This window comes from Streptomyces sp. V4I8 (assembly GCF_041261225.1).
Classification (GTDB): Bacteria; Actinomycetota; Actinomycetes; order Streptomycetales; family Streptomycetaceae; genus Streptomyces.
Genome location: NZ_JBGCCN010000001.1, coordinates 2841194 through 2867352, shown reverse-complemented (window position 1 = coordinate 2867352; position 26159 = coordinate 2841194). Strand labels below are relative to the sequence as shown.

23 protein-coding genes are annotated in these 26159 nt (G+C 71.1%); 14 read left to right on the top strand and 9 right to left on the bottom strand.

Features of this window, described 5'->3' with window-relative positions; translation table 11 throughout:
* Positions 1 to 29: 29 nt before the first annotated feature.
* Positions 30 to 1169 (bottom strand): acyl-CoA dehydrogenase family protein, encoded by a 1140-nt coding sequence (locus tag ABIE67_RS13025; protein WP_370256630.1) that lies wholly within the window; start codon positions 1167 to 1169, stop codon positions 30 to 32.
* Positions 1170 to 1230: 61 nt separating this feature from the next.
* Between ABIE67_RS13025 and ABIE67_RS13020 the strand changes: the two genes are divergently transcribed.
* The 3 genes from ABIE67_RS13020 to ABIE67_RS13010 are packed head-to-tail and all read left to right on the top strand — an operon-like array spanning position 1231 to position 3869.
* Positions 1231 to 2016, top strand: a complete 786-nt coding sequence (locus tag ABIE67_RS13020; protein ID WP_370256629.1) for an SDR family oxidoreductase — start codon at positions 1231 to 1233, stop codon at positions 2014 to 2016.
* Positions 2017 to 2031: 15 nt separating this feature from the next.
* Positions 2032 to 2667: a TetR/AcrR family transcriptional regulator gene (locus tag ABIE67_RS13015; RefSeq protein ID WP_370256628.1), complete on the top strand. Its 636-nt coding sequence runs from the start codon at positions 2032 to 2034 to the stop codon at positions 2665 to 2667.
* Positions 2668 to 2711: 44 nt separating this feature from the next.
* A complete protein-coding gene (locus ABIE67_RS13010; RefSeq protein ID WP_370256627.1) occupies positions 2712 to 3869 on the top strand; it encodes an acetyl-CoA C-acetyltransferase in 1158 nt (385 codons plus the stop codon).
* Here the strand turns inward: ABIE67_RS13010 and ABIE67_RS13005 are convergent.
* From ABIE67_RS13005 to ABIE67_RS12990, 4 genes are read right to left on the bottom strand one after another with little or no spacing between them, the layout of a single operon-like run.
* Entirely contained in the window at positions 3853 to 4926 is a 1074-nt protein-coding gene (locus ABIE67_RS13005; protein ID WP_370268518.1) for an NAD(P)H-dependent flavin oxidoreductase, read from the bottom strand. The two genes, ABIE67_RS13010 and ABIE67_RS13005, sit on opposite strands and share 17 nt — an antisense overlap.
* Positions 4926 to 5669: a CoA-transferase subunit beta gene (locus ABIE67_RS13000; RefSeq protein WP_370256626.1), complete on the bottom strand. Its 744-nt coding sequence runs from the start codon at positions 5667 to 5669 to the stop codon at positions 4926 to 4928. Before ABIE67_RS13000 ends, ABIE67_RS13005 begins: the two co-directional genes overlap by 1 nt.
* On the bottom strand, positions 5666 to 6502 hold the full coding sequence (locus ABIE67_RS12995; RefSeq protein ID WP_370256624.1) for a CoA transferase subunit A: 837 nt from the start codon (positions 6500 to 6502) through the stop codon (positions 5666 to 5668). Before ABIE67_RS12995 ends, ABIE67_RS13000 begins: the two co-directional genes overlap by 4 nt.
* Complete coding sequence (locus ABIE67_RS12990; protein WP_370256623.1) at positions 6502 to 7266, bottom strand: enoyl-CoA hydratase family protein; 765 nt, start codon at positions 7264 to 7266, stop codon at positions 6502 to 6504. The genes ABIE67_RS12995 and ABIE67_RS12990 overlap by 1 nt, the downstream gene beginning before the upstream one ends.
* Before the next feature lie 54 nt (positions 7267 to 7320).
* On the opposite strand from ABIE67_RS12990, the gene ABIE67_RS12985 reads away from it, so the two are divergent.
* Positions 7321 to 8061 carry an SDR family oxidoreductase gene (locus ABIE67_RS12985; protein WP_370256621.1) on the top strand — a complete coding sequence of 247 codons (741 nt, stop codon included), beginning with the start codon at positions 7321 to 7323 and terminating at the stop codon, positions 8059 to 8061.
* A 1-nt stretch (position 8062) separates the two neighbouring features.
* The gene (locus tag ABIE67_RS12980) at positions 8063 to 8968 is read left to right on the top strand and encodes an SDR family oxidoreductase (RefSeq protein WP_370256620.1); all 906 of its coding nucleotides are present in this window, start codon (positions 8063 to 8065) and stop codon (positions 8966 to 8968) included.
* A 200-nt stretch (positions 8969 to 9168) separates the two neighbouring features.
* Here the strand turns inward: ABIE67_RS12980 and ABIE67_RS12975 are convergent, their stop codons facing one another.
* Entirely contained in the window at positions 9169 to 10065 is an 897-nt protein-coding gene (locus ABIE67_RS12975; protein WP_370256619.1) for a hypothetical protein, read from the bottom strand.
* A 193-nt stretch (positions 10066 to 10258) separates the two neighbouring features.
* Between ABIE67_RS12975 and ABIE67_RS12970 the strand changes: the two genes are divergently transcribed.
* Positions 10259 to 11023 (top strand): trypsin-like serine protease, encoded by a 765-nt coding sequence (locus ABIE67_RS12970; RefSeq protein WP_370256618.1) that lies wholly within the window; start codon positions 10259 to 10261, stop codon positions 11021 to 11023.
* A gap of 23 nt (positions 11024 to 11046) precedes the next feature.
* Here the strand turns inward: ABIE67_RS12970 and ABIE67_RS12965 are convergent, their stop codons facing one another.
* Entirely contained in the window at positions 11047 to 12822 is a 1776-nt protein-coding gene (locus ABIE67_RS12965) for a beta-galactosidase family protein (RefSeq protein ID WP_370256617.1), read from the bottom strand.
* Positions 12823 to 12915: 93 nt separating this feature from the next.
* On the opposite strand from ABIE67_RS12965, the gene ABIE67_RS12960 reads away from it, so the two are divergent.
* From ABIE67_RS12960 to ABIE67_RS12935, 6 genes are all read left to right on the top strand, one after another.
* The gene (locus tag ABIE67_RS12960; protein ID WP_370256616.1) at positions 12916 to 13803 is read left to right on the top strand and encodes a helix-turn-helix domain-containing protein; all 888 of its coding nucleotides are present in this window, start codon (positions 12916 to 12918) and stop codon (positions 13801 to 13803) included.
* A gap of 24 nt (positions 13804 to 13827) precedes the next feature.
* Positions 13828 to 14181 carry a chorismate mutase gene (locus ABIE67_RS12955; protein ID WP_370256615.1) on the top strand — a complete coding sequence of 118 codons (354 nt, stop codon included), beginning with the start codon at positions 13828 to 13830 and terminating at the stop codon, positions 14179 to 14181.
* A 186-nt stretch (positions 14182 to 14367) separates the two neighbouring features.
* A complete protein-coding gene (locus ABIE67_RS12950; RefSeq protein ID WP_370256614.1) occupies positions 14368 to 14913 on the top strand; it encodes a two-component system response regulator in 546 nt (181 codons plus the stop codon).
* A 102-nt stretch (positions 14914 to 15015) separates the two neighbouring features.
* Positions 15016 to 17511, top strand: a complete 2496-nt coding sequence (gene pepN, locus ABIE67_RS12945; protein WP_370256613.1) for an aminopeptidase N — start codon at positions 15016 to 15018, stop codon at positions 17509 to 17511.
* A 306-nt stretch (positions 17512 to 17817) separates the two neighbouring features.
* The gene (locus tag ABIE67_RS12940) at positions 17818 to 19299 is read left to right on the top strand and encodes an aspartate aminotransferase family protein (protein WP_370256612.1); all 1482 of its coding nucleotides are present in this window, start codon (positions 17818 to 17820) and stop codon (positions 19297 to 19299) included.
* Entirely contained in the window at positions 19296 to 20972 is a 1677-nt protein-coding gene (locus tag ABIE67_RS12935; protein WP_370256611.1) for a SidA/IucD/PvdA family monooxygenase, read from the top strand. Before ABIE67_RS12940 ends, ABIE67_RS12935 begins: the two co-directional genes overlap by 4 nt.
* A 27-nt stretch (positions 20973 to 20999) precedes the next feature.
* Here ABIE67_RS12935 and ABIE67_RS12930 read toward each other — a convergent pair whose 3' ends face one another.
* The gene (locus tag ABIE67_RS12930) at positions 21000 to 22805 is read right to left on the bottom strand and encodes a bifunctional UDP-sugar hydrolase/5'-nucleotidase (RefSeq protein WP_370256610.1); all 1806 of its coding nucleotides are present in this window, start codon (positions 22803 to 22805) and stop codon (positions 21000 to 21002) included.
* A gap of 139 nt (positions 22806 to 22944) precedes the next feature.
* Here ABIE67_RS12930 and ABIE67_RS12925 point away from each other — a divergent pair, with 139 nt between their 5' ends.
* Entirely contained in the window at positions 22945 to 23661 is a 717-nt protein-coding gene (locus ABIE67_RS12925) for an SIMPL domain-containing protein (protein ID WP_370256609.1), read from the top strand.
* Between the two features lie 208 nt (positions 23662 to 23869).
* The gene (gene pyk, locus ABIE67_RS12920) at positions 23870 to 25306 is read left to right on the top strand and encodes a pyruvate kinase (protein ID WP_370256608.1); all 1437 of its coding nucleotides are present in this window, start codon (positions 23870 to 23872) and stop codon (positions 25304 to 25306) included.
* Between the two features lie 41 nt (positions 25307 to 25347).
* Here pyk and ABIE67_RS12915 read toward each other — a convergent pair whose 3' ends face one another.
* Entirely contained in the window at positions 25348 to 26118 is a 771-nt protein-coding gene (locus ABIE67_RS12915; protein WP_370256607.1) for a transcriptional regulator, read from the bottom strand.
* Between the last annotated feature and the right edge of the window lie 41 nt (positions 26119 to 26159).

Here is a 26159-nt window from a genome sequence, read left to right as displayed (position 1 = left end):
GCCCTGGAGTCGGCGGAGCCCCCCTCGCATCAGCGTCGTCCCTTCGGCAGGCCCAGCAGCCGCTCGGCGATGATGTCGCGCTGTATCTCGTTCGTCCCGGCGTAGATCGGTCCGGAGAGCGAGAAGACGTAGCGCTCCGCCCACTCCGTGTCAGCCAACTCGCCCTCGGTGCCCAGCAGATCGAGGGCCGTCTCGTGCAGTGCGATGTCGTACTCCGACCAGAAGACCTTGTTCACGCTGGACTCGGGGCCGAGCGACTCGCCGTCGAGGAAGCGGGAGGCGGCGGCGAAGGTGAAGAGCTGGTAGGCGCGGGCACCGATCAGGGCGTCGGCCACGCGGTCCTTCGTGCTCTCCGGGCTGCCCTGTGCCTGCCAGAGGCGATGAAGCCGGCCGGCGCTCGCGAGGAAACGGCCCGGGGAGCGGAGCATCAGACCTCGCTCGTTGCCCGCCGTCGACATCGCGATGCGCCAGCCCTGGCCCGGCTCGCCGATCACGTCCTCGTCCGGTACGAACACCTCGTCCAGGAACAGCTCGGCGAAGGCGGGCCTGCCGTCGAGGCGGGCGATGGGACGGACCGTGACACCGGGGGCGCGCAGGTCGAACATCAGGTAGGTCAGGCCCTGGTGGGGCTTCGGGGCGTCCGGGTCGGTGCGGAACAGGCCGAAGGCGCGGTCGGCGAAGGCCGCGCGAGAGGACCACGTCTTCTGGCCGGACAGCAGCCAACCGCCCGCCGCGCGCCTGGCCCTCGACTTCAGCGACGCCAGGTCGGAACCGGCCTCTGGCTCCGACCACGCCTGCGCCCAGACCACCTCGCCGGTGGCCATGGGCGGCAGCACCCGCGCGCGTTGCTCCTCGGTGCCGTGGTCGAAGAGGGTCGGGGCGAGGAGGCTGACGCCGTTCTGGTTGACGCGGCCCGGCGCCCCCGCCGCGTAGTACTCCTCCTCGAACAGCAGCCACCGCACAAGCGTGGCGTCCCGGCCGCCGTACGCCGCCGGCCAGTTCACCGCCGACCAGCGGTCGGCGGCGAGTTCGGCCTCCCACGCGCGGTGTGCGGCGAAGCCCTCCCCGGTCTCCAGGGACGGGAGCGGATCGGGCGGCACATGCGCGCGCAGCCAGGCGCGGGCCTCGGCGCGGAACGCCTCGTCGGCCGGAGAGTGCGTGAGGTCCACCGCCACCGTCCTTTCCTCTCCATTCTTCCCTAACAAGTGTTTGGTAGGTTAGCGTGCTGCCATGACAAACGTCGAGGCGCCGACGTACGTTCCCGGGCACGGACTGCTCCGCGGACGCACCGCCGTCATCACCGCGGCAGCCGGCGCGGGCATCGGCGGCGCGACCGCACGCCGCTTCCTCGAAGAGGGCGCGCGCGTGCTGATCAGCGACGCGCACGCGCGGCGGCTGAAGGAGCACGGGGCGGAGCTGGCCGGGGAGTTCGGCGCGGCGTCGGTGGCCGCGCTGCCCTGCGACGTGACCGACGAGACGCAGGTGCGGGCGCTGTTCGAGGCGGCCGTGGCCGAGCACGGACAGCTCGACGTCGTCGTCAACAACGCCGGTCTCGGCGGGACTTCACCCCTCGTCGACATGACCGACGAACAGTGGTCGAAGGTCCTCGACGTGACCTTGAACGGCACGTTCAGATGCACCCGGGCCGCCCTCCGCCGTATGCGGGACACCGGCGGCGTGATCGTCAACAACGCCTCCGTCGTCGGCTGGCGCGCCCAGGCCGGACAGGCGCACTACGCGGCCGCGAAGGCGGGCGTGATGGCGCTGACCCGGTGCGCGGCGATCGAGGCGGCCGAGTACGGGGTGCGGGTCAACGCCGTCTCCCCGAGCCTCGCCATGCATCCCCACCTCGCGAAGGTGACGACCCCCGAACTCCTGGAGGAACTGACGGCCCGCGAGGCCTTCGGCCGGTACGCCGAGCCCTGGGAGGTGGCCAATGTCATCGTCTTCCTGGCCTCGGACTACTCCTCGTACATGACCGGAGAGATCGTCTCCGTCAGCAGCCAGCACGCCTAGGACGACAATGGACCCGTGCCGACCAAGAAGAAGCCCCAGGTGACCGCCACCGGAAAGCCCGCGGCCGCCGCCGCTCAGGCGCGCCGCCGCGAACTCCTCGACACCGCCGCCGAGGTCTTCGCCGAGCAGGGCTACAACGCCACCACCGTACGCAAGATCGCCGACCACGCGGGCATGCTCGCGGGCAGTCTCTACTACCACTTCGACTCCAAGGAGTCGATGCTGGAAGAGATCCTCAGCTCGTTCCTCGACGAGTTGTGGAGCGGCTACGACGCCGTCCTGGAGGCCGGGCTGGGCCCGCGCGAGACGCTGGAGGCGCTGGTCACCGAGTCGTTCCGGGAGATCGACCGGCACCGTGCCGCCGTCGCGATCTACCAGAAGGAGAACAGACAGCTGGTGGCGCAGGAGCGGTTCGCGTTCCTCGCCGAGTCGCAGCGCAGGTTCGAGAAGGCGTGGCTGTCCACGCTGGAGCGCGGGGTCGCGGCCGGGGTGTTCCGGTCCGAACTCGACGTCCGGCTCACCTACCGGTTCGTGCGGGACACGGTGTGGGTCGCCGCGTCCTGGTACCGGCCCGGCGGACAGCACAGCCCGGAGGAGATCGCCCGGCAGTACCTGTCGATGGTGCTGGACGGGATCGCCGTACGTGAATAGCCGTCGGAAGCCGTTGAAGTGCCCTTACCCGTGAGGGAGTTGCCATGGCCGAGGCCTACATCGTCGAAGCGGTCCGTACGCCCGTGGGGCGGCGCGGAGGAGGGCTCAGCGGGGTCCATCCGGCCGACCTGGGCGCGCATGTGCTCAAGGAACTCGTCTCGCGCGCGGGCATGGACCCGGCCGCCGTCGAGGACGTCGTCTTCGGCTGCCTGGACGCCGTCGGGCCACAGGCCGGGGACATCGCGCGGACCTGCTGGCTGGCGGCGGGGCTGCCCGAGGAGGTGCCGGGCGTGACCGTGGACCGGCAGTGCGGGTCCTCGCAGCAGGCCGTGCACTTCGCGGCGCAGGGCGTGCTGTCCGGCACCCAGGACCTCGTGGTCGCCGGTGGCGTGCAGAACATGTCGATGATCCCCATCGCCTTCGCCACCCGGCAGGCCGCCGAGCCGCTCGGCCTCACGGCGGGCCCCTTCGCGGGCAGCAAGGGCTGGCGGGCGCGGTACGGGGAGAAGCCGGTCAACCAGTTCGCCGGCGCCGAGATGATCGCCGCGAAGTGGGGGATCAGCCGGCAGGACCAGGAGGAGTTCGCGCTCCGCTCCCACCGGCGGGCGCTGCGGGCGATCGACGAGGGGCGCTTCGAACGGGAGGTGGTGGCCTACGGCCAGATCAGCGTCGACGAGGGGCCGCGCCGCGACACCTCCCTGGAGAAGATGGCCGGGCTGAAACCGGTCATCGACGGCGGCACGATCACGGCCGCCTGTTCCTCGCAGGTCTCCGACGGCGCGGCGGCGATGCTGCTCGCCTCGGAGCGGGCGGTGCGCGAACACGGGCTCACGCCCCGGGCCCGGGTGCACCATCTCTCGGTGCGCGGGGAGGACCCCATCCGTATGCTCACCGCGCCCATACCCGCCACCGCCCACGCCCTGAAGAAGACCGGCCTGTCCATCGACGACATCGACCTCGTCGAGATCAACGAGGCCTTCGCGCCGGTCGTCCTGGCCTGGCTGAAGGAGACCGGCGCGGATCCTGACAAGGTCAATGTCAACGGCGGGGCGATCGCTCTGGGGCATCCGCTGGGGGCGACGGGGGTCAAGCTGATGACGACCCTGTTGCACGAACTGGAGCGCACGGGCGGTCGGTTCGGGCTCCAGACGATGTGCGAGGGCGGAGGACAGGCCAACGTGACGATCATCGAGAGGTTGTGACGGGGGGCTGCCAGAAGCCCGTCAGTCGCTCCCGTGCCTTCTCCGCGTCCTTCATGATCCGCTCCACCAGCTCCGCGCACGACGGCAGGTCGTCGATCAACCCGGCGACCTGCCCGGACGCCATCACTCCCAGATCAGTACGGCCGTCCACCATCGCCGACCTGAGCAGCATCGGGGTGTTGGCGGAGAGCAGGACCTGGCTCCAGGTGAGGTCCTTGCCGTGCCTGAGCGCGCGACCGTCCTGGACCATGCGGAGCCAACTCGTGCCGGACAGCTTCCGGAAGCCCGCCGCCCTGCGGACCGCTTGGAAGAGAGTCCGCGCACGGCCGGACCGCTCCAGGGTGTCGACCAGTTCCGTACGGAGCATCCGGTGCGGCAGCCCGTCGACCGCTCGCGTCACCGTCACGTCCTTGACCGTCGCCGCCAGATACCGCGCCTTCACCGCGTCCGGCACCGTCGAGTCCGAGGTGAGCAGGAAGCGCGTGCCCAGGGCGATGCCCGCCGCCCCGTAGGCCAGCGCCGCGATCAGTCCCCGTCCGTCGAAGAAGCCGCCCGCCGCCACCACCGGGATGTCCACGGCGTCCACGACCTGCGGCAGCAGTACCGTCGTCGCCACCTCCCCGGTGTGGCCGCCGCCCTCTCCGCCCTGCACGATCACCGCGTCCGCGCCCCAGGCGGCGACCTTCTCGGCGTGCCGGCGGGCGCCGATCGAGGGGATGACGATCACGCCCGCCTCCTTGAGCTCGGTGATCAGCTCAGGAGAGGGCGCGAGGGCGAAGGACGCGACGCGTACGCCCTCGTCGATCATGACGCGGACCCGGTCGCCGGCGTCCGAGGCGTCCGCGCGCAGATTCACGCCGAACGGGGCCTCGGTACGGGACTTGACCTCCCGTATCGCCTCACGCAGCCGGTCGACGGTCATCGTCGCGGAGGCCAGGATGCCCAGCGCGCCCGCGTTCGCCGTCGCCGAGACCAGCCGCGGGCCCGCCACCCAGCCCATCCCGGTCTGCACGATCGGGTGGCGGACCCCGACCAGCCGGGTCAGCGGTGTCTCCATCACGCACCGACCTCCCGGGCGCGGGTGTTGGCCGGGTCGATGACCTCGCGGATGAGGCGCAGCTCGTCGGCGGTGGGTTCGCGGGTCGGCGGCACGTCGTCCGGGACGACCAGATCGAACCCGGTCGCCTCCCTGACCTCCTCCAACGTGACTCCCGGATGGAGTGAGGCCAGACGCATCGCGTGGTCGGGTGTGGCGAAGTCGAAGACGCCGAGGTCGGAGACGACGCGCGGGATGCGGTGGAAGCGCGCTCCGGCCGCGCGGTCGTATCCCACGCCGCACACCATGTCGACCTTCTCCACGAACACCCGTCGGGAGTGTCTCGGGACCCAGTAACTGGTCGGGTTGTTGAGGGTGTTGACGGGCGCGCCCCGCACCCCCAGCAGCTGCCGTTTCGGCCGCTCCCATGCGCCGATGCACGAGATGTTCTGGTTGCCGTACCGGTCGATCTGGCTCGCGCCCATCATCACGTGCCGCCGGCCACCGGTGACCAGGGCCAGGTGCTGCCGGTACGGCAGCCAGCCCTCGGTCGTGCCGTCCGGGCGGACGACCATCGCCTCGCCGTCGGTCAGCAGCAGGTCCGGCGCGAAGGTGAGCCGTGCCAGCCGGGCCCCCACGGACGGGATCAGGCCCATCGGGCTCGCCAGGATCTCCCCGGCACCGCGCCAGGCCTCGGCGCAGGCGATCACGCAGTACTCGGCGCGGGTGGGCGGGAGAAGGGGCGTGCGGGTGACCTCCGTCATGACCCCTCCCCGACCGCCGACTGGTACGCCTGCTCGTCCCCGCCGAGGAACCGCGCCGCGAACTCCGGCCAGGGCGTGGTCGCATACGTCGTCTGGAAGGCCTCGTCCCGGCCGTAGTCGGGGGCGCAGGACGTGAAGTGCGCGCCGTTCGGCACCTCGACGACCCCCGTCACCGTGTGCCGCTTGAGCAGGAGCGTCTGCGGGGCCGCGTCCTTCGTCAACTCGGCCGTGTCGACGACCCGTTCGCACGAGACGTAGGCCGCGTCGGCCGCCTCGCAGAAGAGGTCGTCGAAGTACGGGTCGGGGCCCAGGTACTGCCCGTTGCCCAGCCGGTCGGCGCGGTTGACGTGGACCAGGGCGGCGTCCAGACGCAGGGCGGGCACGGCCACGAAGGTCTCCTCGTCGTCGTAAGGCGAAATCACCGTCCGCAGACCGGGATTGACCCGCATCACGTCCGAGCCGGTCCCGGCCCGCACCGGCAGGAACGGCAGCCGGTTCGCGGCGGCGTGCAGTCCCCACATGAACATCGCCTCGTCGATCTCCATCAGCTCGAAGGCACCACGTTCGCGGGCGGCGCGGAAGTGCGGTTCGAGGGGGATGGAGTCGAGGGTGGCGAAGGCGGCGACGAGCTTGCGGATCCTTCCGGCCGCGGCCAGCATTCCGACGTCCGGGCCGCCGTACGAGACGACGGTGAGGTCGGTGATGTCGGACCGGAGCAGGGCCCTGACCAGGGCCATCGGTTTGCGGCGCGAGCCCCAGCCGCCGATGCCGAGGGTCATGCCGCTGTGCAGCCGGGAGACGACCTCGTCGGCGGTCATCGTCTTGTCACTCACTACGCCCCCTCCTGCCCACTGCCGAAGGTGTCACGGACCCGGTCGGCCACCCCGCTGAGGTTGGCCTCGAAGGTGAAGCCCTGTTCGAAGCGGTAGCTGCGGCGCACGTCGACGGGATCGATGCCGTTGATGGCCGCCTTGGCCAGACGCAGCAGTTGCCCGTCCTTCGCGGCGATCTCGCACGCCAACTCCAGTGCGGCGGCGCGCAGTTCCTCGCGCGGCACCACCCGCCACACCGAGCCGTGGGTGTGCAGCTCGGCCGCGGTCGCCGTGCGCGAGGTGTAGTACAGCGCGCGCATCAGGTGCTGCGGGACCAGCCGGGCCAGGTGGGTGGCCGCGCCCAGCGCTCCACGGTCCAGCTCCGGCAGCCCGAAGACGGCGTCCTCGCTCGCCACGATCGCGTCCGCGTTCCCCACCAGCCCGATGCCGCCGCCCAGGCAGAACCCGTGCACGGCCGCCACGACGGGCACCTCGCAGTCGTACACCGCGGCGAAGGCGTCCGCGCAGGCGTGGTTGGCGCCGATCAGCGCACTGTGCCCGTCTCGCTGTATCTCCTTGATGTCCACGCCCGCGTTGAACCCGCGCCCCTCGGCCGCGAGGACGACACACCGGATCGCCGGATCCCGGCCCGCCGCCCGCACGGCGTCCGCCAGGGCGGACCAGCCGCTCACCGGCAGGGCGTTCACCGGTGGGAAATCGACCGTGACGACGGCGATCCCATCCTTTCCGGTCCCCTTTTCCGGGGACGAGGTGGAGACACCCATGGCCGCATCAGCTACCTTTCCACCAAACGTTTGTTAGGTGAAGGGTAGCCGGGGATGGGGCTGGACGGGAAGGTCGTGGTCGTCACGGGCGGTACGCGCGGTGTCGGCGCGGGGACGGCGAGGGCCTTCGCCGAGGCCGGCGCGGACGTCGTGGTCTGTGCGCGCAGACCGCCCGAAGTGCCTTTGCCAGGAGCGGAGTTCAGGCCGCTCGACCTCCGCGATCCGGAAGCCGTACGGGCCTTCTTCGCCGCCCTGCCCCGCCTGGACGTCCTCGTCAACAACGCGGGTGGCACGCCGTACCGGCGGTTGACGGACGCGGAGGCCGAGCGGCACGCGCGCGTGATCGAGCTGAACCTCGTCACCCCGCTGACGGCGTCCCTGGCCGCGTACGAGCACCTGAAGCGGGTGCGGGGGTCGGTGGTGATGATCGGCAGCGTGAGCGGCGGCCGGCCCTCGCCCGGGTCGGCGGCGTACGGGGCGGCGAAGGCCGGACTGGAGAGCCTGGCCCGCTCGATGGCGGTGGAGTGGGCGCCGGAGGTCCGGGTCAACACGCTGGTCGTCGGCATGGTCCGCACCGAGCTGGCCCACCTCCACTACGGGGGCGAGGACGGCCTCGCGAACGTCTCGCGCACCGTCCCGCTCGGCCGCCTCGCCGAACCGGCCGACGTCGGCGCGGCCGCCGTCTTCCTCGCCTCCGACGCGGCCGCCTACATCAGCGGGGCGAGCCTGCTCGTGCACGGCGGGGGTGAGCGGCCCGTGTTCCTGGACGCCGCGACGGTCAACAAGGAGGCATGACATGAGCCGGATGTGTGAGGGACGGGTCGTCGTCGTCACGGGCGCGGGCCGAGGGCTGGGCCGCGCGCACGCGCTCGCGTTCGCCGCCGAGGGGGCCAAGGTCGTCGTCAACGACCTCGGCGTCGGTCTGGACGGCACCCCGGCCGCCGACAGCCCCGCCCGGCAGGTGGTCGACGAGATCCGCGCGGCGGGCGGCGAGGCGGTGGCGCACGACGGGGACGTGGCGACCGGCGCCGGGGCGGCCTCCCTGGTGGCGGCCGCGCTGGAGACGTACGGCCACCTCGACACCCTCGTCAACAACGCCGGATTCCTGCGCGACCGGATGCTGGTCAACCTCGACGAGGACGACTGGGACGCCGTCGTGCGGGTCCACCTCACGGGCCACTTCCTTCCCCTGAAGCACGCGGCCGCGCACTGGCGGGCACAGGCGAAGGCGGGCCGCACGCCGATCGCCCGGATCGTCAACACGAGCAGCGGCGCGGGCCTGTTGGGCTCGCTCGGCCAGGGCAACTACAGCGCCGCCAAGGCCGGCATCCTCGGCCTGACCCTGGTCGCGGCGGCCGAGCTCGCCCGCTACGGCGTCCAGGTCAACGCGATCGCCCCGGCGGCGCGCACGCGCATGACGGAACGGACCTTCGCGGAGACGATGACCGCCCCGAGCGCGGGTTTCGACACCATGGCTCCGGAGAACGTCTCCCCGCTGGTCGTCTGGCTGGGATCGGCGGTGAGTGAGGGGGTGACGGGGAGGGTCTTCGAGGTGGAGGGGGGCCGGATCACCGTGATGGAGGGGTGGCGGGCGGGGCCGACCGTGGACCAGGGGGCGCGGTGGACGCCGGAGGGGGTGGGGGCGGCGGTGGTGAAGTTGGTGGGGGAGGCGGGGGTGCCGGGGGCGGTGTACGGCGCGTAAGAGTTCCTCGCCCCCGCCGCCCCTACCCGCCCCATCCTTCTGGGGCTCCGCCCCAGACCCCGCTCCTCAAACGCCGGAGGGGCTGGTTGTTCAGCCCGTCCGGCGTTTGAGGAGCGGGGCCCGTTCAGGGCCGAAGCGGGGGTCTGGGGGCGGCGGCCCCCAGGGATGGGACGGGTAGGGGCGGCGGGGGCGAGGAAACCCTATGTGTCGCACTCCCACACCGTCCGGCACAACCCGCACCGCGCCCGAACCCGCCCCCGCACCGGCACCCGAATCCGCTGCTGACACGTCGGACACGGGAAGGACACCCGCAGCGGCCCCCGCCCGTCCGGCGTGAACGCGTACGGCACCCCCGGCAGGACCCCGGCCCCCTGGTGGTCCTGAGCGTGACGCCGGTCGCGGGCGTACCGGCGGCGCCCCACCCACCCCGCAGCCGTCAGCGGAGGCTGCCGCTCGTCGCGCCGGGCCTCGGCCAGACCCTTCGCGTACGCCGTGTACGCCTGCGGACTGGTGAACCACACCGACGGGTCCTCGGCGAAGACCAGCGCCCGCTTGGCGAGCACGTACCCGAACTCCTCCGGAGTCAGATACCCCAGCTTCTGCGAGGACGCCGCGTCCTCCCGGTACGCGTCGAGGAGCAGCCAGCCCGCGCCGAGGTACGTCGTCGCCGTGTCCGTGAGGATCTCGTTGTCCCGCGTGCCGGGGAAGGACAGGTCCAGGCGGTGCAGATACACGTGCGCGACCTCATGGGCGAGGGCCGCCCCGATGTCCCGGCGATGCGTGCGGAAGCGGTCGTTCAGCTCGACGAAGTACTCCGGCCCGGCGGCGAGTTCGACGTTCGCCGCGTGGGACATCTCGCGGAAGCCGACGATCAGCCGGGCGTCCGGGAGGCGGTAGTGCCGGACGAGTTCGCGGGCCACCCGCTGCGCACCCAGGTACAGATCGTCCGTGTCGCAGAACGCCACGTCGGCCGGCGCCACACTGGTCGCGAACGTCTGGACGGTGTCGTACGACAGCCGCTTGTAGAGCGCGGTGATCGAGGCCCGCACCGTCTCCAGGTGTGGGAAGCCGTGCTGGACCGGTCCGCCGTTCGCCACGCCCGTACCCCCAAGACGCCTGGAACCCGATTCCACTCTACGGGGATGTGAGGGGTTTTTCCCCGGCGAGGTTCCACACCCGGGACGTGAGATCCGTCCTTGTCAACCATGCCACCTGATCTTCATACTGCGGGCCGCTCAACACGCCATGAAAGGACGTATGTTGACCCACAGCTCGCCGAAAAGAAGCGGCATGACCCTGGCCAAGAGAGCGGCGGCGGTGGGTGCCGTCGCGCTCACGATCGCCTCCCTCCAGCCCCTCAGCGCGAACGCCGCGTCCACCCGCGTCGTCGGTGGAACGCCCGCCGCGCAGAACGAGTTCCCGTTCATGGTCCATCTCTCCATGGGCTGCGGCGGGGCGCTCTACAAGAAGGACGTCGTCCTGACCGCGGCCCACTGCATGGAGGGCTCCGGCAACAACACCAGCATCACCGTCACCGCGGGTGTCAACGACCTCGACTCCTCGGCCGCGATCAAGGTCAAGTCGAAGAAGGTCAAGGTGGCCCCCGGCTACGACGGCACCGGCAAGGACTGGGCGCTGATCAAGCTCGCCCGGCCCATCGACAAGCCGACGCTGAAGATCGCCACCACGGACCGCTACAACCGCGGCATGTTCACGATCGCCGGATGGGGCGACACCGTGGAGGGGGGCGGCACGGGCACGACCAAGCTCCGTAAGGCCACCGTTCCCTTCGTCGCCGACCGCGTGTGCAAGCGGCACTACGGGAACCGGCTGGTGTCGAAGGAGGAACTGTGCGCCGGCTGGCAGAGCGGCGGCATCGACACCTGCCAGGGCGACTCCGGCGGCCCCATGTTCCGCAAGGACGACGCCAACAAGTGGATCCAGGTCGGCATAGTCAGCTGGGGCGACGGCTGCGCCCGCAGCGGTGTGCCGGGGGTCTACACGGAGGTCAGCACCTTCGCGAAGGACATAGCCCGCGCGGCGAACGCCCTCTAGGCGGCCGCCGCGTCAGGAGTGCGTCAGACGGCCCGGAGGACCGGGGCACCGGCCTCGCCGGACCCCGACCGGGCCGTCCCCTCCAGCTCCAGGACCCACACCTCGTTGCCGCCCTCCCGCAGGACGGGACCGGGGACGTACAGCGAGCGCTGCGGGCCGGTCGACCAGTAGCGGCCGAGGCCGAAGCCGTTGATCCACACGAAGCCGCGGGTCCAGCCCGGCAGCTCCAGACGGGCGTCACCGGCACCCCGCACCGTGACGGTGCCCCGGTACAGACCCGGGGCGCCGTCCTCGGGCAGCTCCCGTGAGGGCACCCCCCGGACCTTCTCGAAGTCGTCCAGCGCCTCCAGCCGCAGCCCACGCGCGCGTACGTCGTGCAAGTACTGCCGTTCGTGCAGGACGCCCCCGGTGATCCCCTTGCGCTCACCCAGCCGCGGCCCGTAGTTGACCCTCCCCAGGGACTCCACCCACAGCTCCACGCGCGCGTACCCGGCGACGGGCTCCTTGAGGCACGCGTCGTCCTCGGTCAGCACCCCGGCCCGCTCCCCGTCGACGTACACCACCGCGAGGTCCCGCAGCCCGCGCACCGTCAGCGGACACGGCTGCCGCGGACCCGGCACGGTCACCTCGTAGCGCACCAGGCCCCGCTCGACGCCCAGTTCCTCGAACGTGGGCGGGACGGGGCCGGAGGCCTCCGCGCCGCCCAGCGTCTCCAGTACGTCGCCCAGGGGCGCCCAGTCGGTCACGTCCGCCTCGGCCGACGCCCCCAACGGCGCGGGCGCGGAAGGGACTTCGGGCAGCGGGCCGTCGGCGTACCCGGCGAGGATCTCCCGGAAGGCCCAGAACTTCGCCGTGGGGCGCCCGTACTCGTCGATCGGGGCGTCGTAGTCGTACGACGTCACATCGGGCTCCAGCGGCCCGTCGTGCAGCGCGCCGCCGCCCCGGTTGGCGCCCGCCCAGCCGGCGAAGTTCGTGCCGCCGTGCGCCATGTACAGGTTGACCGACGCCCCGCACTCCAGGATCTCCCGCAGGGCCGCCGCCGCGTCCCCGGGATCCCGTACGACATGCTCGCCGCCCCAGTGGTCGAACCAGCCGCACCAGAACTCCATGCACATCAGCGGACCGTCCGGGCGGTGCCGGCGCAGCGTCTCGAACGCCTCACGCGCGTGCGAGCCGAAGTTCACCGTCGCCAGGACCCCCGGGACGGAGCCGCCGGAGAGCATGTGGTCCTCGGGGCCGTCCGAGGTGAACAGCGGGACCGTGACACCGTACTCGCGCAGCAGGTCCGCGAGGCGGCGCAGATACTCGGCGTCCGAGCCGTAGCTGCCGTACTCGTTCTCGACCTGGACCATGATCACCGGTCCGCCGCGGTCGATCTGCCGAGGCACGATCTCGTGCCGCAGCCGCCAGAACCAGCTCGCCACGTACCCCAGATAGCGCTCGTCACGCGTACGCGCGCGTGCGCCCACCTCCGCCGTCAGCCAGGACGGCAACCCGCCGTTCTCCCACTCGGCGCAGATGTACGGACCCGGCCGCACGATCGCCCACAGCCCGGCCGCCCGGGCCGCGTCCAAAAACCGGCCGAGCGCCCGCACATCCCGGCTGTGGCCCGGCGCCGGCTCGTGCAGGTTCCACGGCACGTACGTCTCCACGCAGTTGAGGCCCATCGCCCGCAGCATGGCCAGCCGGTGCCCCCACTGTGCCTCGTGCACCCGGAAGTAGTGCAGCGCCCCGGACAGCAGCCGCACCGGCCGCCCGTCCAGCAGGAAGTCGTCGTCCCCCACCGTGAACTCGCTCATGCGGCCCACCCTCGCCCCTGGCGCAGGTCAGGGTCCATGGACAAAGATCGGCGCTGCTTGGACGGAAACCGCACGCAGTGAGAGGGGCCGCGGATGTACCACACCTGGATGCGGTTCTTCACACCCGGCCCGGCCCATCACCGGCTCGGCCTCGTCTGTCTCGGCGTCGGCCTCCAGTACGGGGCCCTGCCCACCGTCGGGCCCAGGGTCCTGGACCACCATGTCGCCGTCGTGATCAGTACCGGCGCAGGGTGGTACGCCGACCCCCACGGCCGCCGTACGCCCGTCACCGCGCCCGCGCTGCTGTGGCTCACCCCCGGCGTCCCGCACCACTACGCGCCCGACGCGGGCACCGGCTGGGACGAGGGCTTCGTCGACTTCGCCGGGCCCGCCACCGCCTCGTACACCGAACTCGGCTACATCGAGCCGGACCGCCCCGTCGTGCCCCTCTCCGACGCCTCAGGCCCGCGCGCCGTCATCGGGCGCATGGCGCGCGCCGCCCGCCGGGACAACCCGCTCCTGGAGGTCGAGACCGGTGCCGCAGTCCATGAACTCCTCGTCGCCCTGCGCCGCGCGCGTGCCGACCTCGCGCCCGACGGCGACCAGGTCCTCAAGGCCCTCGCCCGCGACGCCTGCCTGCCGCTGACGGTCGCCGACCACGCCGCCCGGCACGGCATGACCCTCGCCGAACTGCGCACCGCCGTACGGCGCGGCGCCGGGTGCAGCCCCAAGGACTATCTGCTCGGCATCCGCCTGGGCCGCGCCAAGGAGCTCCTCGCCGCCACCGAGCTGCCCGTCGCCGCCATCGCCCGCCGGGTCGGCTACGAGGACCCGGCCTACTTCTCCCGCCTGTTCACCCGCCGCGTCGGCATGGCCCCGGTCCGCTTCCGCGCCCAGCAGGGCCGCACCGTCCCCGGCGGCTGGAGCAACCAGGTCCCCGACCCCGACGATCCACCCGTGATCGAACGAACGATCACCTGAAGCGGCCCCGTAGGCTGGGCGCTCATGACCAGCAACACGTCCCCCAGCGGCGTCGACCCCGCCGTCCGCGAGGAGCTCGCCCGGCTGCGCGACAGCATCGACAACATCGACGCGGCCGTCGTCCACATGCTCGCCGAACGCTTCAAATGCACCCAGCAGGTCGGCCATCTCAAGGCCAAGCACCAGCTCCCGCCCGCCGACCCGGCGCGCGAGTCCCGCCAGATCGCCCGGCTGCGCACCCTCGCCGAAAACGCCAAGCTGGACCCCGCGTTCGCGGAGAAGCTCCTCAACTTCATCATCGCCGAAGTGATCAGGCACCACGAGAGCATCGCCGAGGACACGCTCAACGGCACCGAGCCGACGGCGCACCGCCCTTGACGCATGCCGTCCAGCGGCGCGGACGACACAAATGTGAGGACCGGATGGAGACAGACCCTCCCGAGGGAGTGACACGGGGGCCCGGGGCGGGGCATGCTGCGCTGTGCACCGTATGCCAGCTGACACGCACTCCCGTCAGCGCCCCCGGACATACTCTGGATGTCCACGCGGGAGGGACGTCGGGCCATGCCGTCGGATGCCAAGATCCTCATCGTCGACGACCACGAGGACACGCTGTACGCGCTGGAGAGCGCCCTGGCCCCACTGGGTTACCGACTGGCCCGTGCCACCAGCGGCGACGAGGCGCTCAAGCAGGTGCTCCGCGGACAGGTCGGCCTACTGCTCCTGGACGTCCGCATGCCCGGCGTCAGCGGCCTGGACGTGGTGCGCTACATGCGGCGAGTGGAACAGACCCAGCACATACCGGTCCTCCTCCTCACCGGCTTCGGCGCGGACCAGGAACTGACCGCCACCGCCTTCGCGCTCGGCGTCGCCGACCTGGTCATGAAGCCCATCGACCCCTGGGCGCTGCGCACCAAGGTCCGCTACCTGTACGACGCCCATGAACGCCACCGCGCGCTGGAGCAGGAGGTCCGCGCGTTACGGGCCCTGGTCAAGGCCCCCACCGAGGGCGAGGAACCCGGCCCGCGCCCCGCCCTGCCCCACCCCGACGCCCGCGTCCCGCCGCAGCGCGACAGCCCGGCGGCCACCTCGGCCACGGACCGGAACTGACACCGACGAGGACCCGGGCACAGCGCCGACCAGGAACCGGACATAGCGCACGTACTGATCCGCCCCTGTGCCATGTCAGCGCCATCAGGCAGCATGTCCTGCATGTCCGTACTCACGCGCGACGAAGCGCAGACCCGTGCCCAGCTACTCGACGTCCACCGCTACACGATCGAACTCGATCTGACCACCGGGGACGAGACCTTCGACTCGCGTACCGTCATCCAGTTCAGCACGCGCGCCGACGCGGACACGTTCGTCGAGATCAAGCCCGCCGAGTTGCGCTCCGTCACGCTGGACGGACATCCCCTCGACCCCGAGATCCTGGACGGCGACCGGCTGCCCCTGAAGGACCTCACCGCAGGCGCGCACGAACTGCGCGTCGACGCGGCCATGCGCTACTCCCGCACCGGCGAGGGCATGCACCGCTTCACCGACCCCACCGACGGCGAGGCGTACGTCTACACGCAGCTGGCGATGGACGACTGCAAGCAGGTCTTCCCGGCCTTCGACCAGCCCGACCTCAAGGCCGTCTTCGACGTCTCGGTCACCGCTCCCGAAAGCTGGACCGTGCTCGCCAACGGCATCACCGAGCACATCGGTGAGGGCCGCTGGCAGGCCGCGCCCACCCCGCTGATCTCCACCTACCTCGTCGCCGTCGCCGCCGGCCCCTGGCACTCGGTGCGCACCGAGCACCGCGGACTGCCCTTCGGCGTCCACTGTCGCCGCTCCCTGGCCCCCTACCTGGACGCGGACGCCGACGAACTCTTCGAGGTCACCCGGCAGTGCTTCGACCGCTTCCACGAGAAGTTCGACGAGCCGTACCCCTTCGACTCCTACGACCAGGCGTTCGTCCCCGAGTTCAACGCCGGCGCGATGGAGAACCCCGGACTGGTCACCTTCCGCGACGAGTTCGTCTACCGCTCCGCCGTCACGGACACCGAGCGGCAGACCCGTGCCATGGTCATCGCCCACGAGATGGCCCACATGTGGTTCGGCGACCTCGTCACCCTGCGCTGGTGGGACGACATCTGGCTCAACGAGTCGTTCGCCGAGTACATGGGCTACCAGACCTGCGCCGAGGCCACCCGCTTCGCCGACACCTGGACCGACTTCGGCATCGTCCGCAAGGCCTGGGGCTACGACGCAGACCAGCGCCCCTCCACCCACCCCGTCGCCCCCGAGGCCGTGAACGACACCGCCTCGGCCATGCTCAACTTCGACGGCATCTCCTACGCCAAGGGCGCCTCAGCGTTGCGGCAGCTGGTGACGTGGCTCGGCGAGAAGGACTTCCTCGCCGGCATCAACACCCACTTCGCCCGCCACAAGTTCGGCAACGCCACCCTCGCCGACTTCATCGACTCCCTCGCCGCCGCCACCGAACGGGACGTCCACGCCTGGGCCGACGCCTGGCTGCGCACCACCGGCGTCGACACCCTCACCCCGGCCGTCACCCGCGGCGACAACGGCACCTACACGCTCGCCGTCGACCACGCCGGCAGCCGCACCCACCGCATCGCCGTCGGCCTGTACGACCAGGACCTCGGCGACGACGGCGGCCACCTCACCCTGCGCGACCGCCTCGAACTCGACGTCCCGCAGACCGCGCCGCAGCCCATCGGCAAGCGCCCGGCGCTGCTGCTGCTCAACGACGGCGACCTGACCTACGCCAAGGTCCGCTTCGATCCCGAGTCCTTCGAGACCGTCCGTACGAGCCTCGCCGGTCTGCCCGACCCGCTCACCCGCGCGGTCGTCTGGAACGCCCTGCGCGACGCCGTCCGCGACGGCGAACTGGCCGCCACCGCCTACCTGGAGGCCGCCCGCGCCCACCTCCCGCGCGAGACCGACCTCGCCATCGTCCAGGGTGTCCTCGCCTTCGCGGCCGCCCAGGTCACCGACCGCTACGTCGCCCCCGAGGAGCGGCCCGCCGCCCTGGCCACGCTCTCCGCCCTGTGCCGCGACCTCATCCGCCGCACCGAGGACGGCGACAACCCCGGCCTGCGCCTGATCGCCGTACGCCGCTTCATCGACGTCGCCGCCCATCCCGACACCATCGCCGCCTGGCTCGCCGACGGCACCGTGCCCGGCGGACCCGAACTCGACCCCGACCTGCGCTGGCGCGTCCTGGGTCGGCTGGCCGTCCTCGGCGCCGTCGACGAGGCCGGCATCGCCGCCGAGCTGGAGCGCGACCCGAGCGCCACCGGCCAGGAGGGCGCGGCGCGCTGCCGGGCCGCCCTGCCGGACGAGGAGGCCAAGGCGAAGGCCTGGGACGCCATGTTCGGCGGCGACGGCCGCGCCGACCTGTCCAACTACCTCTTCATCGCCACGGCCCACGGCTTCTGGCAGCCCGAACAGGCCGACCTGCTACGGCAGTACGTGCCGCGCTACTACAAGGACGCGGTCGCCGTCGGAGCCCGCCGCGGTCCCGCCATCGCCGACGCCGCCGGCCGCTACGCCTTCCCGGTGTACGACGTCGACGCCGACGCCCTGCGGCTGGGCGAGGAGTGCCTGCGCGACGGCGAGCCGGTGCCGGCGTTGCGCCGCAGGCTCGCCGACCAACTCGACGACTTGGCACGGGCGTTGCGGGTGAGGAAGGGATAGCCGGACAGCCCTTCCGACGCGGCTGCCCGCGCGCCCGCGCGGGCGGCCGCCGGACTGAGGAGTTCGAGCTACCGAGCAGCCCACTACGCCGCCCCCAGGCCCCTCTACTACTCCGCCCCAGGCCCCCTACTACTCCGCCCCCAGGCCCCGTCCCTCTACTCCGCCCCCCGCAGCGCGCATCCTCCGACACGCGTTCCCCGTACGGAAATACCCCCTTTCGGGTTCCGATCATTGCGCTTTTCGGGCGCGAACGCGCATCGGCGTACAAGCTGGAAGTCCTTCTTGCCCAGCGCCCGGGAGGACACGATGAGCACGCCGCCGTCGCTCGCTTCAGGCCCGGAAGGCCCCCACGCCCTGCGGCCGTTGCTCGCCACCGTGCTCGACGCGCTGAGCGCGGGCGCCCGGGCACGCGGGGGCGCACTTCCCCGGGGCGGCCCGGAAGCGGTGGCCGCGCGCATGCGGGACGCGGTCGGCGACGTACTGCCGGAAGAGGGCGACCCCGGCGCCCTCCACACCGTCGTCCGCGCCCTCGCGGAGACCGCCGCCGACCCGGCCGAGCCCCTCTGCACCGCCCACCTCCACTGCCCACCCCTCGCAGTCGCCACGGCCGCGGACCTCGCCGCCTCCACCCTCAACCCCTCGCTGGACTCCTGGGACCAAGCGCCGGGCGCCTCGGAGCTGGAGGCGCTGGTCACGGGGGCGCTGGCGCGGGAGGTCTTCGGGGGCGGGGGAGCGGAGGGCGCCTCGCCCCCACGCCGCACGACCCCTGCGACCCGCACCGCCCCGTTCCTCAGCACCACCCCCACCGCCCGCACCACCCCCTTCCCCAGCACCACCCCCACCCCCACCGCCCTGATCACCACCGGCGGCTCCGAAGCCAACCAACTCGCCCTCCTCCTCGCCCGCGAGGCGCACGGCGCCGGCGTCAGGCTCGTCCACGGTGCCAACGCGCATCACTCACTGCCCCGTGCCGCCTGGTTGCTCGGGCTGGCCGAGCCCGTCGTCGTGCCCGCCCCGGCCGGTGTCCTCGACCCCGCCGCGCTCGACGAGGCCCTCACGGCGCTGCCCGGCCCGCATCTCGTCGCCGCCACCGCAGGGACCACCGACGCCGGGCTCATCGACCCGCTCCCGGAGATCGCCGAGTTGTGCGCGGCCCACGGCGCCCGGCTGCACGTCGACGCCGCATACGGCGGGGGCCTGCTGTTCAGCGACCGGTACCGGGAGCGGCTCAGCGGTCTCGACGCCGCCGACACCGTCACCCTCGATCTGCACAAGCTGGGCTGGCAGCCCGTCGCCGCGGGGCTTCTCGCTGTGCGGGACCCGCGTGACCTCGCGGTGCTCCACCACCGCGCCGACTACCTCAACGCCGACGACGACACCGAGGCGGGCCTGCCCGACCTGCTCGGCCGATCGCTGCGCACCAGCCGCAGGCCCGACGTCCTCAAGATCGCCGTCACCCTCAAGGCCCTCGGCCGCAGCGGACTCGGCCGGCTCGTCGAGCATGTCTGCGACCGGGCCGGTGAGTTCGCCGCCCTCGTCCACGGTCACCCCGCGTTCGAGCTCTACGACCCGCCCACCATCAGCACGGTCCTGTTCCGGCCCGCACACGCCTCCGACGACGCCGTCGCCGCCGTACGCCGAAGGCTCCTCACCGACGGCCGCGCCGTCCTCGGCCGGGCCCGCATAGACGGGCGCCTGTGGCTCAAGACCACCCTCCTCAACCCCCACACGCGCCCGGACGACCTGGCCGCCCTCCTGAAACTGGTGGAAGGAAACACCCCCGGATGAGCCCCCAGACCAACCCCCGCACCACCGCTCACATCACCCCCCGTCTCGCCACCCCCCAGCAGACCGGCTCCCGCCCCGGCTCCCGCACGAGCCTCCAGGAAGGCCCTGACACCGCCCCGCGAGCGGACCTGCAACCGAGCCCTCGGTCAGAACCGGACCCCGGCCCCCGCCCGACCCCCGGGACCGCCGCGCACCCGAAAACCCCGCACCCCAACCCCCGGCAGACCACCCCCGCGCACGCCCCCCGCGCACAACCCGACCCCCCACACCACGACCCCGACACCCCCCGCGACCTCGTCGGCATCGGCATCGGCCCCTTCAACCTCTCCCTCGCCGCCCTGGCCCACCCCCTCGCCGGACTCGACGCCGTCTTCTACGAGCAGCGGCCCGCCTTCGCCTGGCATCCGGGGCTTCTCATCGACGGCGCCCGCATCCAGGTCCCCTTCCTCGCCGACCTGGTGACGCTCGCCGACCCCGCCAGCCCGTGGTCGTTCCTCAGCTACCTCAGGACCCGCGACCGGCTCTTCCCGTTCTACTTCGCCGAGCGCTTCCACATCCAGCGCGCCGAGTACGACGCCTACTGCCGCTGGGTCTGCGAGAATCTCCCCGGGCTGTCCTTCGGCCACCAGGTCGACGCGGTCCGCTTCAACCCCGAGCGTGACGTCTTCGAGGTCGACTACACCCAGCTCGACCCCGGCGGGGACGCCGAGGCGCTCGGCCGTACGTACGCGAAGAACATCGTCCTCGGCATCGGCACCGAGCCGGACGTACCCGACCCGCTCAGGCCTCTCGTCGACGCTCCCACCGTGCCCGTCATCCACGCCGCCGACTACCTCGACCACCGCGAGACGCTCCTCGCCGCCGAGCACATCACCGTGATCGGCTCCGGTCAGTCCGGCGCCGAGATCTTCCTCGACCTGCTCCGCCGCCGCCCCACCGGGCGCGAGCGGCTGCACTGGCTCGGCCGTACCGAGGCGTTCGCGCCCATGGAGTACTCAAAGCTCGGCCTGGAACACTTCACCCCCGACTACACCCGCTACTTCCAGGCCCTCGCCGAACCGGTCCGCGACCGGCTCGTCACCTCGCAGTGGCAGCTCCACAAGGGCATCGACGCCGAGACCCTGGCCGCCATCCACGACGAGCTCTACCGCCGCACCCTGGACGGCGGCTGGCCCGACACCGTCCTCACCCCCGGCGTCCAGGTCCGCACGGCAGGCCGGATCGCCACGACCAAGGTCGAGCTGCACCTGGAGCACATCCACCAGAACACCCGCTCGCGTCTGACCACCGACGCGGTCGTCCTCGCCACCGGCTACCGCGAGCGCCCCCTGGGCCGCATCCTCGCCGGCCTCGACCCCTACCTGCGCCGCGACAGCAAGGAGCGCCCGCGCATCGACGACCAGTACCGCCTGGTCATGGACCCGTCCGTCACGGGCTCCGGCTGCAACGTCTACGTCCAGAACGCCGAACGCCACACCCACGGCATCGGCACCCCCGACCTCGGTCTCGCGGCCTGGCGCAGCGCCGCCATCCTCAACTCCGTCACCGGCGAGGAGACCTACCCCCTCCCCACCCGTACGGCGTTCACCACTTTCGGCCTCCAACAGCAGGAGCCCCGGATCCCGCGGGCACGTCAGCCGAAGACGCTGACACCGCTCCTGGACGGGATCTGAGGCTCCTGACAGGGGACGCCGCCGGGCCTAGAACACCGGCGTGCCGTTCCGCGTGAGCTTCCAGTCCACCGACGCGAAGTCCTTCGGGTCCAGCACGCCCTTCGCGGTCACCCACTCCGCGATCCGGGTGCGGATCTCCGTCGACTCCGACCACAGCTCCTGGGCCGACGCCACATGCGGGAACGCGCCGCCGCCGTTGGCCCGGTAGTTGTTCACCGCGAACACGAACTGCTGCGCGTCGTCGAGGGCGGCACCGTTGTAGGCGAGGTTCTTGATCCGCGAACCGGCCGCCTGCGCGATGTCGATCTCGTACGACAGCCCCGACACGTAGTCGTAGTTGTAGTCGGGGCGGTTCTCCGCGTTCGTCAGCCTCTCCACGTCGACGGCCGCGTCGGCGGCGGTCTGCACGAAGTACTGCGCCGAGTACTCCAGGTACGCCTTGATCTGCGCGCCCGTCATCAGCTTGGCGACCAGCGTGTTGTCGTAGACGTACAGGCTCGACAGATCCCGGATGGTCACGTTGCCGGCCGGGATCTCCGAGGTGCGGGAGAAGGGGGAGGCCTGGGAGATGACGGGCAGCGCGGCGTGCTCCGTGCCCGCCAGCGCCGCCTTGACGACGTCCTCCTGGACCTTGGTGATCAGGTCGATGATCGGGGCGTCCTTGTAGCGCGCCTCGACCGTCGTCAGCTTCTCGGTGGCCGTGCCGACCACCTGGTTGACGTACTCCACGACGATGTCGTGGTCGTCCTTCAGCAGCTTGGTGATCTTCGGGTCGTCTGCGACCGTCTTGGAGTCGCGCACCGACGCCTTGACCGCCTCGACCGTCCAGCGGCCCTTCTCGAAGACCAGCTCGAAGTCGAACAGGGTCAGGCGCTGCGCATAGCAGAGCGGCTCCGACAGCACGACCTTCTTGCCCGTCTTCTCGTTCGTGACGAGCAGCTCCGCGATCTCCGTGTGCGCGTGCCCCACGAGGATCGCGTCGATCCCCGGCACCTGCTGGGCGACCAGCGCCGCCGAGTTCTCGATGTACGGCAGCTGGTCACCGTACGACGACGTCCCCGACGAACCGGAGTGCGCCGACACGACCACCACGTCCGCACCCATCGAGCGCAGCTTCGGCACCCACTTCGCGGCCTGCTCCTCCAGACCCGGGAACACCATCTTGCCCTCGACGTACGCCTTGTCCCAGATCGCGATGCCGGGGTTGGTCAGACCGAGGACCGCGACCCTCACCGGCGGGGCGCCCGGCACGCAGAACTTCTTGATGAAGTACGGCGGGAAGGCGGGCTTCAGCGTCTTCGCGTCCAGCGCGTTCGCCCCCAGCAGCGGGAAGTCGCACTGCTCCTCGAACTTGCGCAGCGTCTCGATGCCGTAGTTGAACTCGTGGTTGCCGAGGGCCACCGCGTCGTACCCGATCGCGTTCATCGCCGCCGCCATCGGGTGGACCGGACCACCCTTGGCGGTGATCGGGTCGACCTTCGCGTAGTAGTACGTCAGCGGGGTGCCCTGGATCGTGTCACCCGCGTCGATGAGCAGCGTGTTACGCCGGCCCTTCTCCGCGCGGACCTGGTTCACCAGCGTCGAGACGCGCGACAGGCCCTTGGCATTGCCCTTGGCGTCGGAGTACTCCGCGTCCTTGAAGTAGTCCCAGTTGAAGATGTTGCCGTGCAGGTCGGTCGTGCCCATCACGGTCAGCGCGTACCGCTTCTTCGGCCGGGAGCCCTTGGCCGTCTCCGCGGCCTGTGCCGCCGGGGCGGTCACCGCACCGGCCATCGCCACCCCCGCTCCGGTCACGGCGGACTTGGTCAGGAACTTCCGGCGGTTCAACGGCATGAGTGTTTCTCCCGGGCGAATTGGTCAACAACGCGCGTAGATTCTGACCTGGTCATGCCGAGCAGCAACAGACCCCGCAGGTTTCGATCTGATGACCCACGGGGGCCGTAACCCAGCAAGCGATGACAGAGTGGGACGTATGACCGCCCCTTCAGAGGAACTTCATCCCGCCGTCCCCTACGGCACCCCCGACGCCCCGCGCATCGCCGTCCGCGGTGAGGCCCGCCTCGAAGTCGACCCCGAGATCGCCCGCATCGGCATCACCGTGGCTGCCCGCGGCAAGGACCGCCGCGCCGCCCTGGACGACCTCACCCGCCGCAACACCGGCGTCCTCGACCTCATCAAGACCTACGGCGACGCGGTCGAACGACTGGAGACCGGCGCCTTCTCCATCAGCCCCGAACTGAAGGAGAAGGGCCGCGGTGAACGCATCCACGCCTACCACGGCCGCGTCCACATCACCGCCGTCCTCACCGACTTCACCGCCCTCGGTGAACTCACCACCCGTCTGGCCGACTTGGACCTCACCCGGGTGGACGGCCCCTGGTGGGCCCTGCGCCCCGACTCACCCGCCCACCGGGAGGCACGGCAGCAGGCGGTACGGGAGGCCGTGCAGCGCGCGCGGGAGTACGCGGAGGCGCTGGGGACCTCCCTGGCCGCACTGGTGGAACTCGCCGACATCGGCGCGGAGAACGCCCCGCCGCCCTACCCGCAGGCCCCCGGCAGCCGTATGCGCTCCATGGCCTACGACGCCACGGAGGAATCCGCCGCGGCACCCCTCGACCTCGAACCCCAGCGGCAGCGCGTCCACGCCCAGGTCAACGCCCGCTTTACGATGGCGCCGCCGCGCCTGTGAATGCCGGGATTTCGCATCCGTCCTCGTTCGCGAGCGAACGAGGACGGATGCGGACGGTATACGGACGCAATACGGCGGGGCACTTCGAACGCTCATGGGAGCGCCCCGCCGCACAATTCAACACTTGTCAATAGCCCTTCACGCAAAGGTTGTTGAGTCCTCATGCGCGACCAAACCACTACCCGCCGGTAAGTCATAGAGTCGAAACATGCGCCGAGCGAAAATCGTCTGCACCCTGGGCCCCGCCACCGACTCGTACGACCAGATAAAGGCACTGGTCGACGCCGGAATGGACGTCGCCCGATTCAACCTCAGCCACGGCGGTTACGCCGACCACGAGGAGCGCTACGAGCGCGTGCGGAAGGCCTCCGACGAGACCGGCCGCAGCGTCGGCGTCCTCGCCGACCTTCAAGGACCGAAGATCCGCCTCGGCCGCTTCACCGAAGGACCCGTACTCCTTGAACGCGGAGACACCTTCACCATCACCGTCGAAGAGGGCGCGGAGGGCGACCGCCAGCAGTGCGGCACCACCTACTCCGGCCTCGCCGGCGACGTCACCCCCGGCGAACGCATCCTCGTCGACGACGGCAAGGTCTGCCTGGAGGTCACCTCCGTCGACGGTCCGCGCGTCCACACGACAGTGGTCGAGGGCGGCATGGTCTCCGACAACAAGGGCCTGAACCTCCCCGGCGTCGCGGTATCGGTGCCCGCCCTCTCGGAGAAGGACGAGGCCGACCTGCGCTGGGCCCTGCGCACCGGCTTCGACGTCATCGCCCTGTCCTTCGTCCGCTCCGGCCGGGACATCGAGGACGTGCACAGGATCATGGACGAGGAGGGCCGTAGGCTTCCCGTCATCGCCAAGGTGGAGAAGCCCCAGGCGGTCGACGCGATCGACGACATCGTGGCCGCCTTCGACGGCATCATGGTCGCCCGCGGCGACCTGGGCGTCGAGATGCCGCTGGAGCAGGTCCCGATCGTCCAGAAGCGCGCCATCAAGCTGGCCAAGCGCAACGCCAAGCCGGTCATCGTCGCCACCCAGATGCTCGACTCGATGATCGACAACTCCCGCCCGACGAGGGCGGAGGCGAGCGATGTCGCGAACGCGGTGATCGACGGCACGGACGCGGTGATGCTGTCCGGCGAGACCAGCGTCGGCAAGTACCCCGTCGAGACGGTCCGGACGATGGCGAAGATCGTCGAGGCGGCCGAGGAGGACATCCTCGCGAAGGGCTTGCCGCCACTGACCGAGCGGAACAAGCCCCGCACCCAGGCCGGCGCCGTGGCCCGCGCCGCGGCCGAGATCGGCGACTTCCTCGGCGCCCGCTTCCTGGTCGCCTTCACCCAGTCGGGCGACACCGTCCGCCGCCTCTCCCGCTACCGCTCACCGATCCCACTGCTGGCGTTCACACCGGAGCCTGCGACACGCTCGCAGCTGAGTCTGACGTGGGGTGTGGAGACGTTCCTCGGCCCGCACGTGGACTCGACGGACGCGATGGTCGAGCAGGTCGATGAGCTGCTGTTGAAGTACGGCCGTTGCAAGAAGGGCGACACAGTGGTCATCACGGCGGGCTCGCCTCCCGGGGTGTCGGGTTCGACGAACCTGGTGCGGGTGCATCACATCGGGGAGGACGACAGTCCCAGGTAGTTGGCGGAGGGCCCCTCTTAGGAGGGGCCCTTTCGCTCGGGTCAGTGCTTGGGGCCCACGTGTTCGTCCATGAGGGCTACGGAGGCTCTGCGGGCGACGGAGATGTTGCGGGCGTTCGCCTGTCGCCATTCGACGCCCACGTGGTCCAGTGCCTTGGTGAAGAGGCGGATGATGTCGCTCGACAGGTTGGTGAAGAAGTACCGGGGATATTCGTAGCGCTTGCGCTCACCGGCGACCAGGCGGGTCGTCCAGTTGGTGATACGGCAGCCGTCGGAGTGGATGAGGCCGCGGATGAACTCCCACGGGTGGGCGTCGACGATCTCCTGTTGCCAGGGTGCGAGGGTGATTGAGCGTTCGTGCTTCTTGCCGGGGCCGTGTTGGGGGAAGAGGCAGGGCCAGTGCGAGCTGTATCCGACCACGGAGACGTATCCCTGCGCTTGGACTCGGTACGCACTTTTTCCGGGGTTCACGGAGCGCATGGCGGCTTCGCATGCGTCGATCAGACCGGGCCATGCGTCAGCACACGCGATGCGGAGGAAGTGCCCTGTGCGTCGATCGGCGCAGGCACTGATACAGCCGTCGCCGAGGTAGAGGCCGAGAAGGTAGGAGTAGGCGCCCGCGTCTTCTGGCTGTTCCGGCGTGGGTCGGCATCGGACGCACGGGGCCACCTGCATGCGCGGCAGCGGTTTGATCCGCGTTCGCCAGGCGCGAATCGCGGCCCGGGATATGCCTGTTTCCTTGCTGACGGAGTTCAGGCTGCGCCCCTGCCCCACAAGGGCCAGTGCTCGCTTACGTGTGCTGACGTCGTACATGTGCACACTCTGTGAGAGTGATCGTGGCGACATGCAGCAAA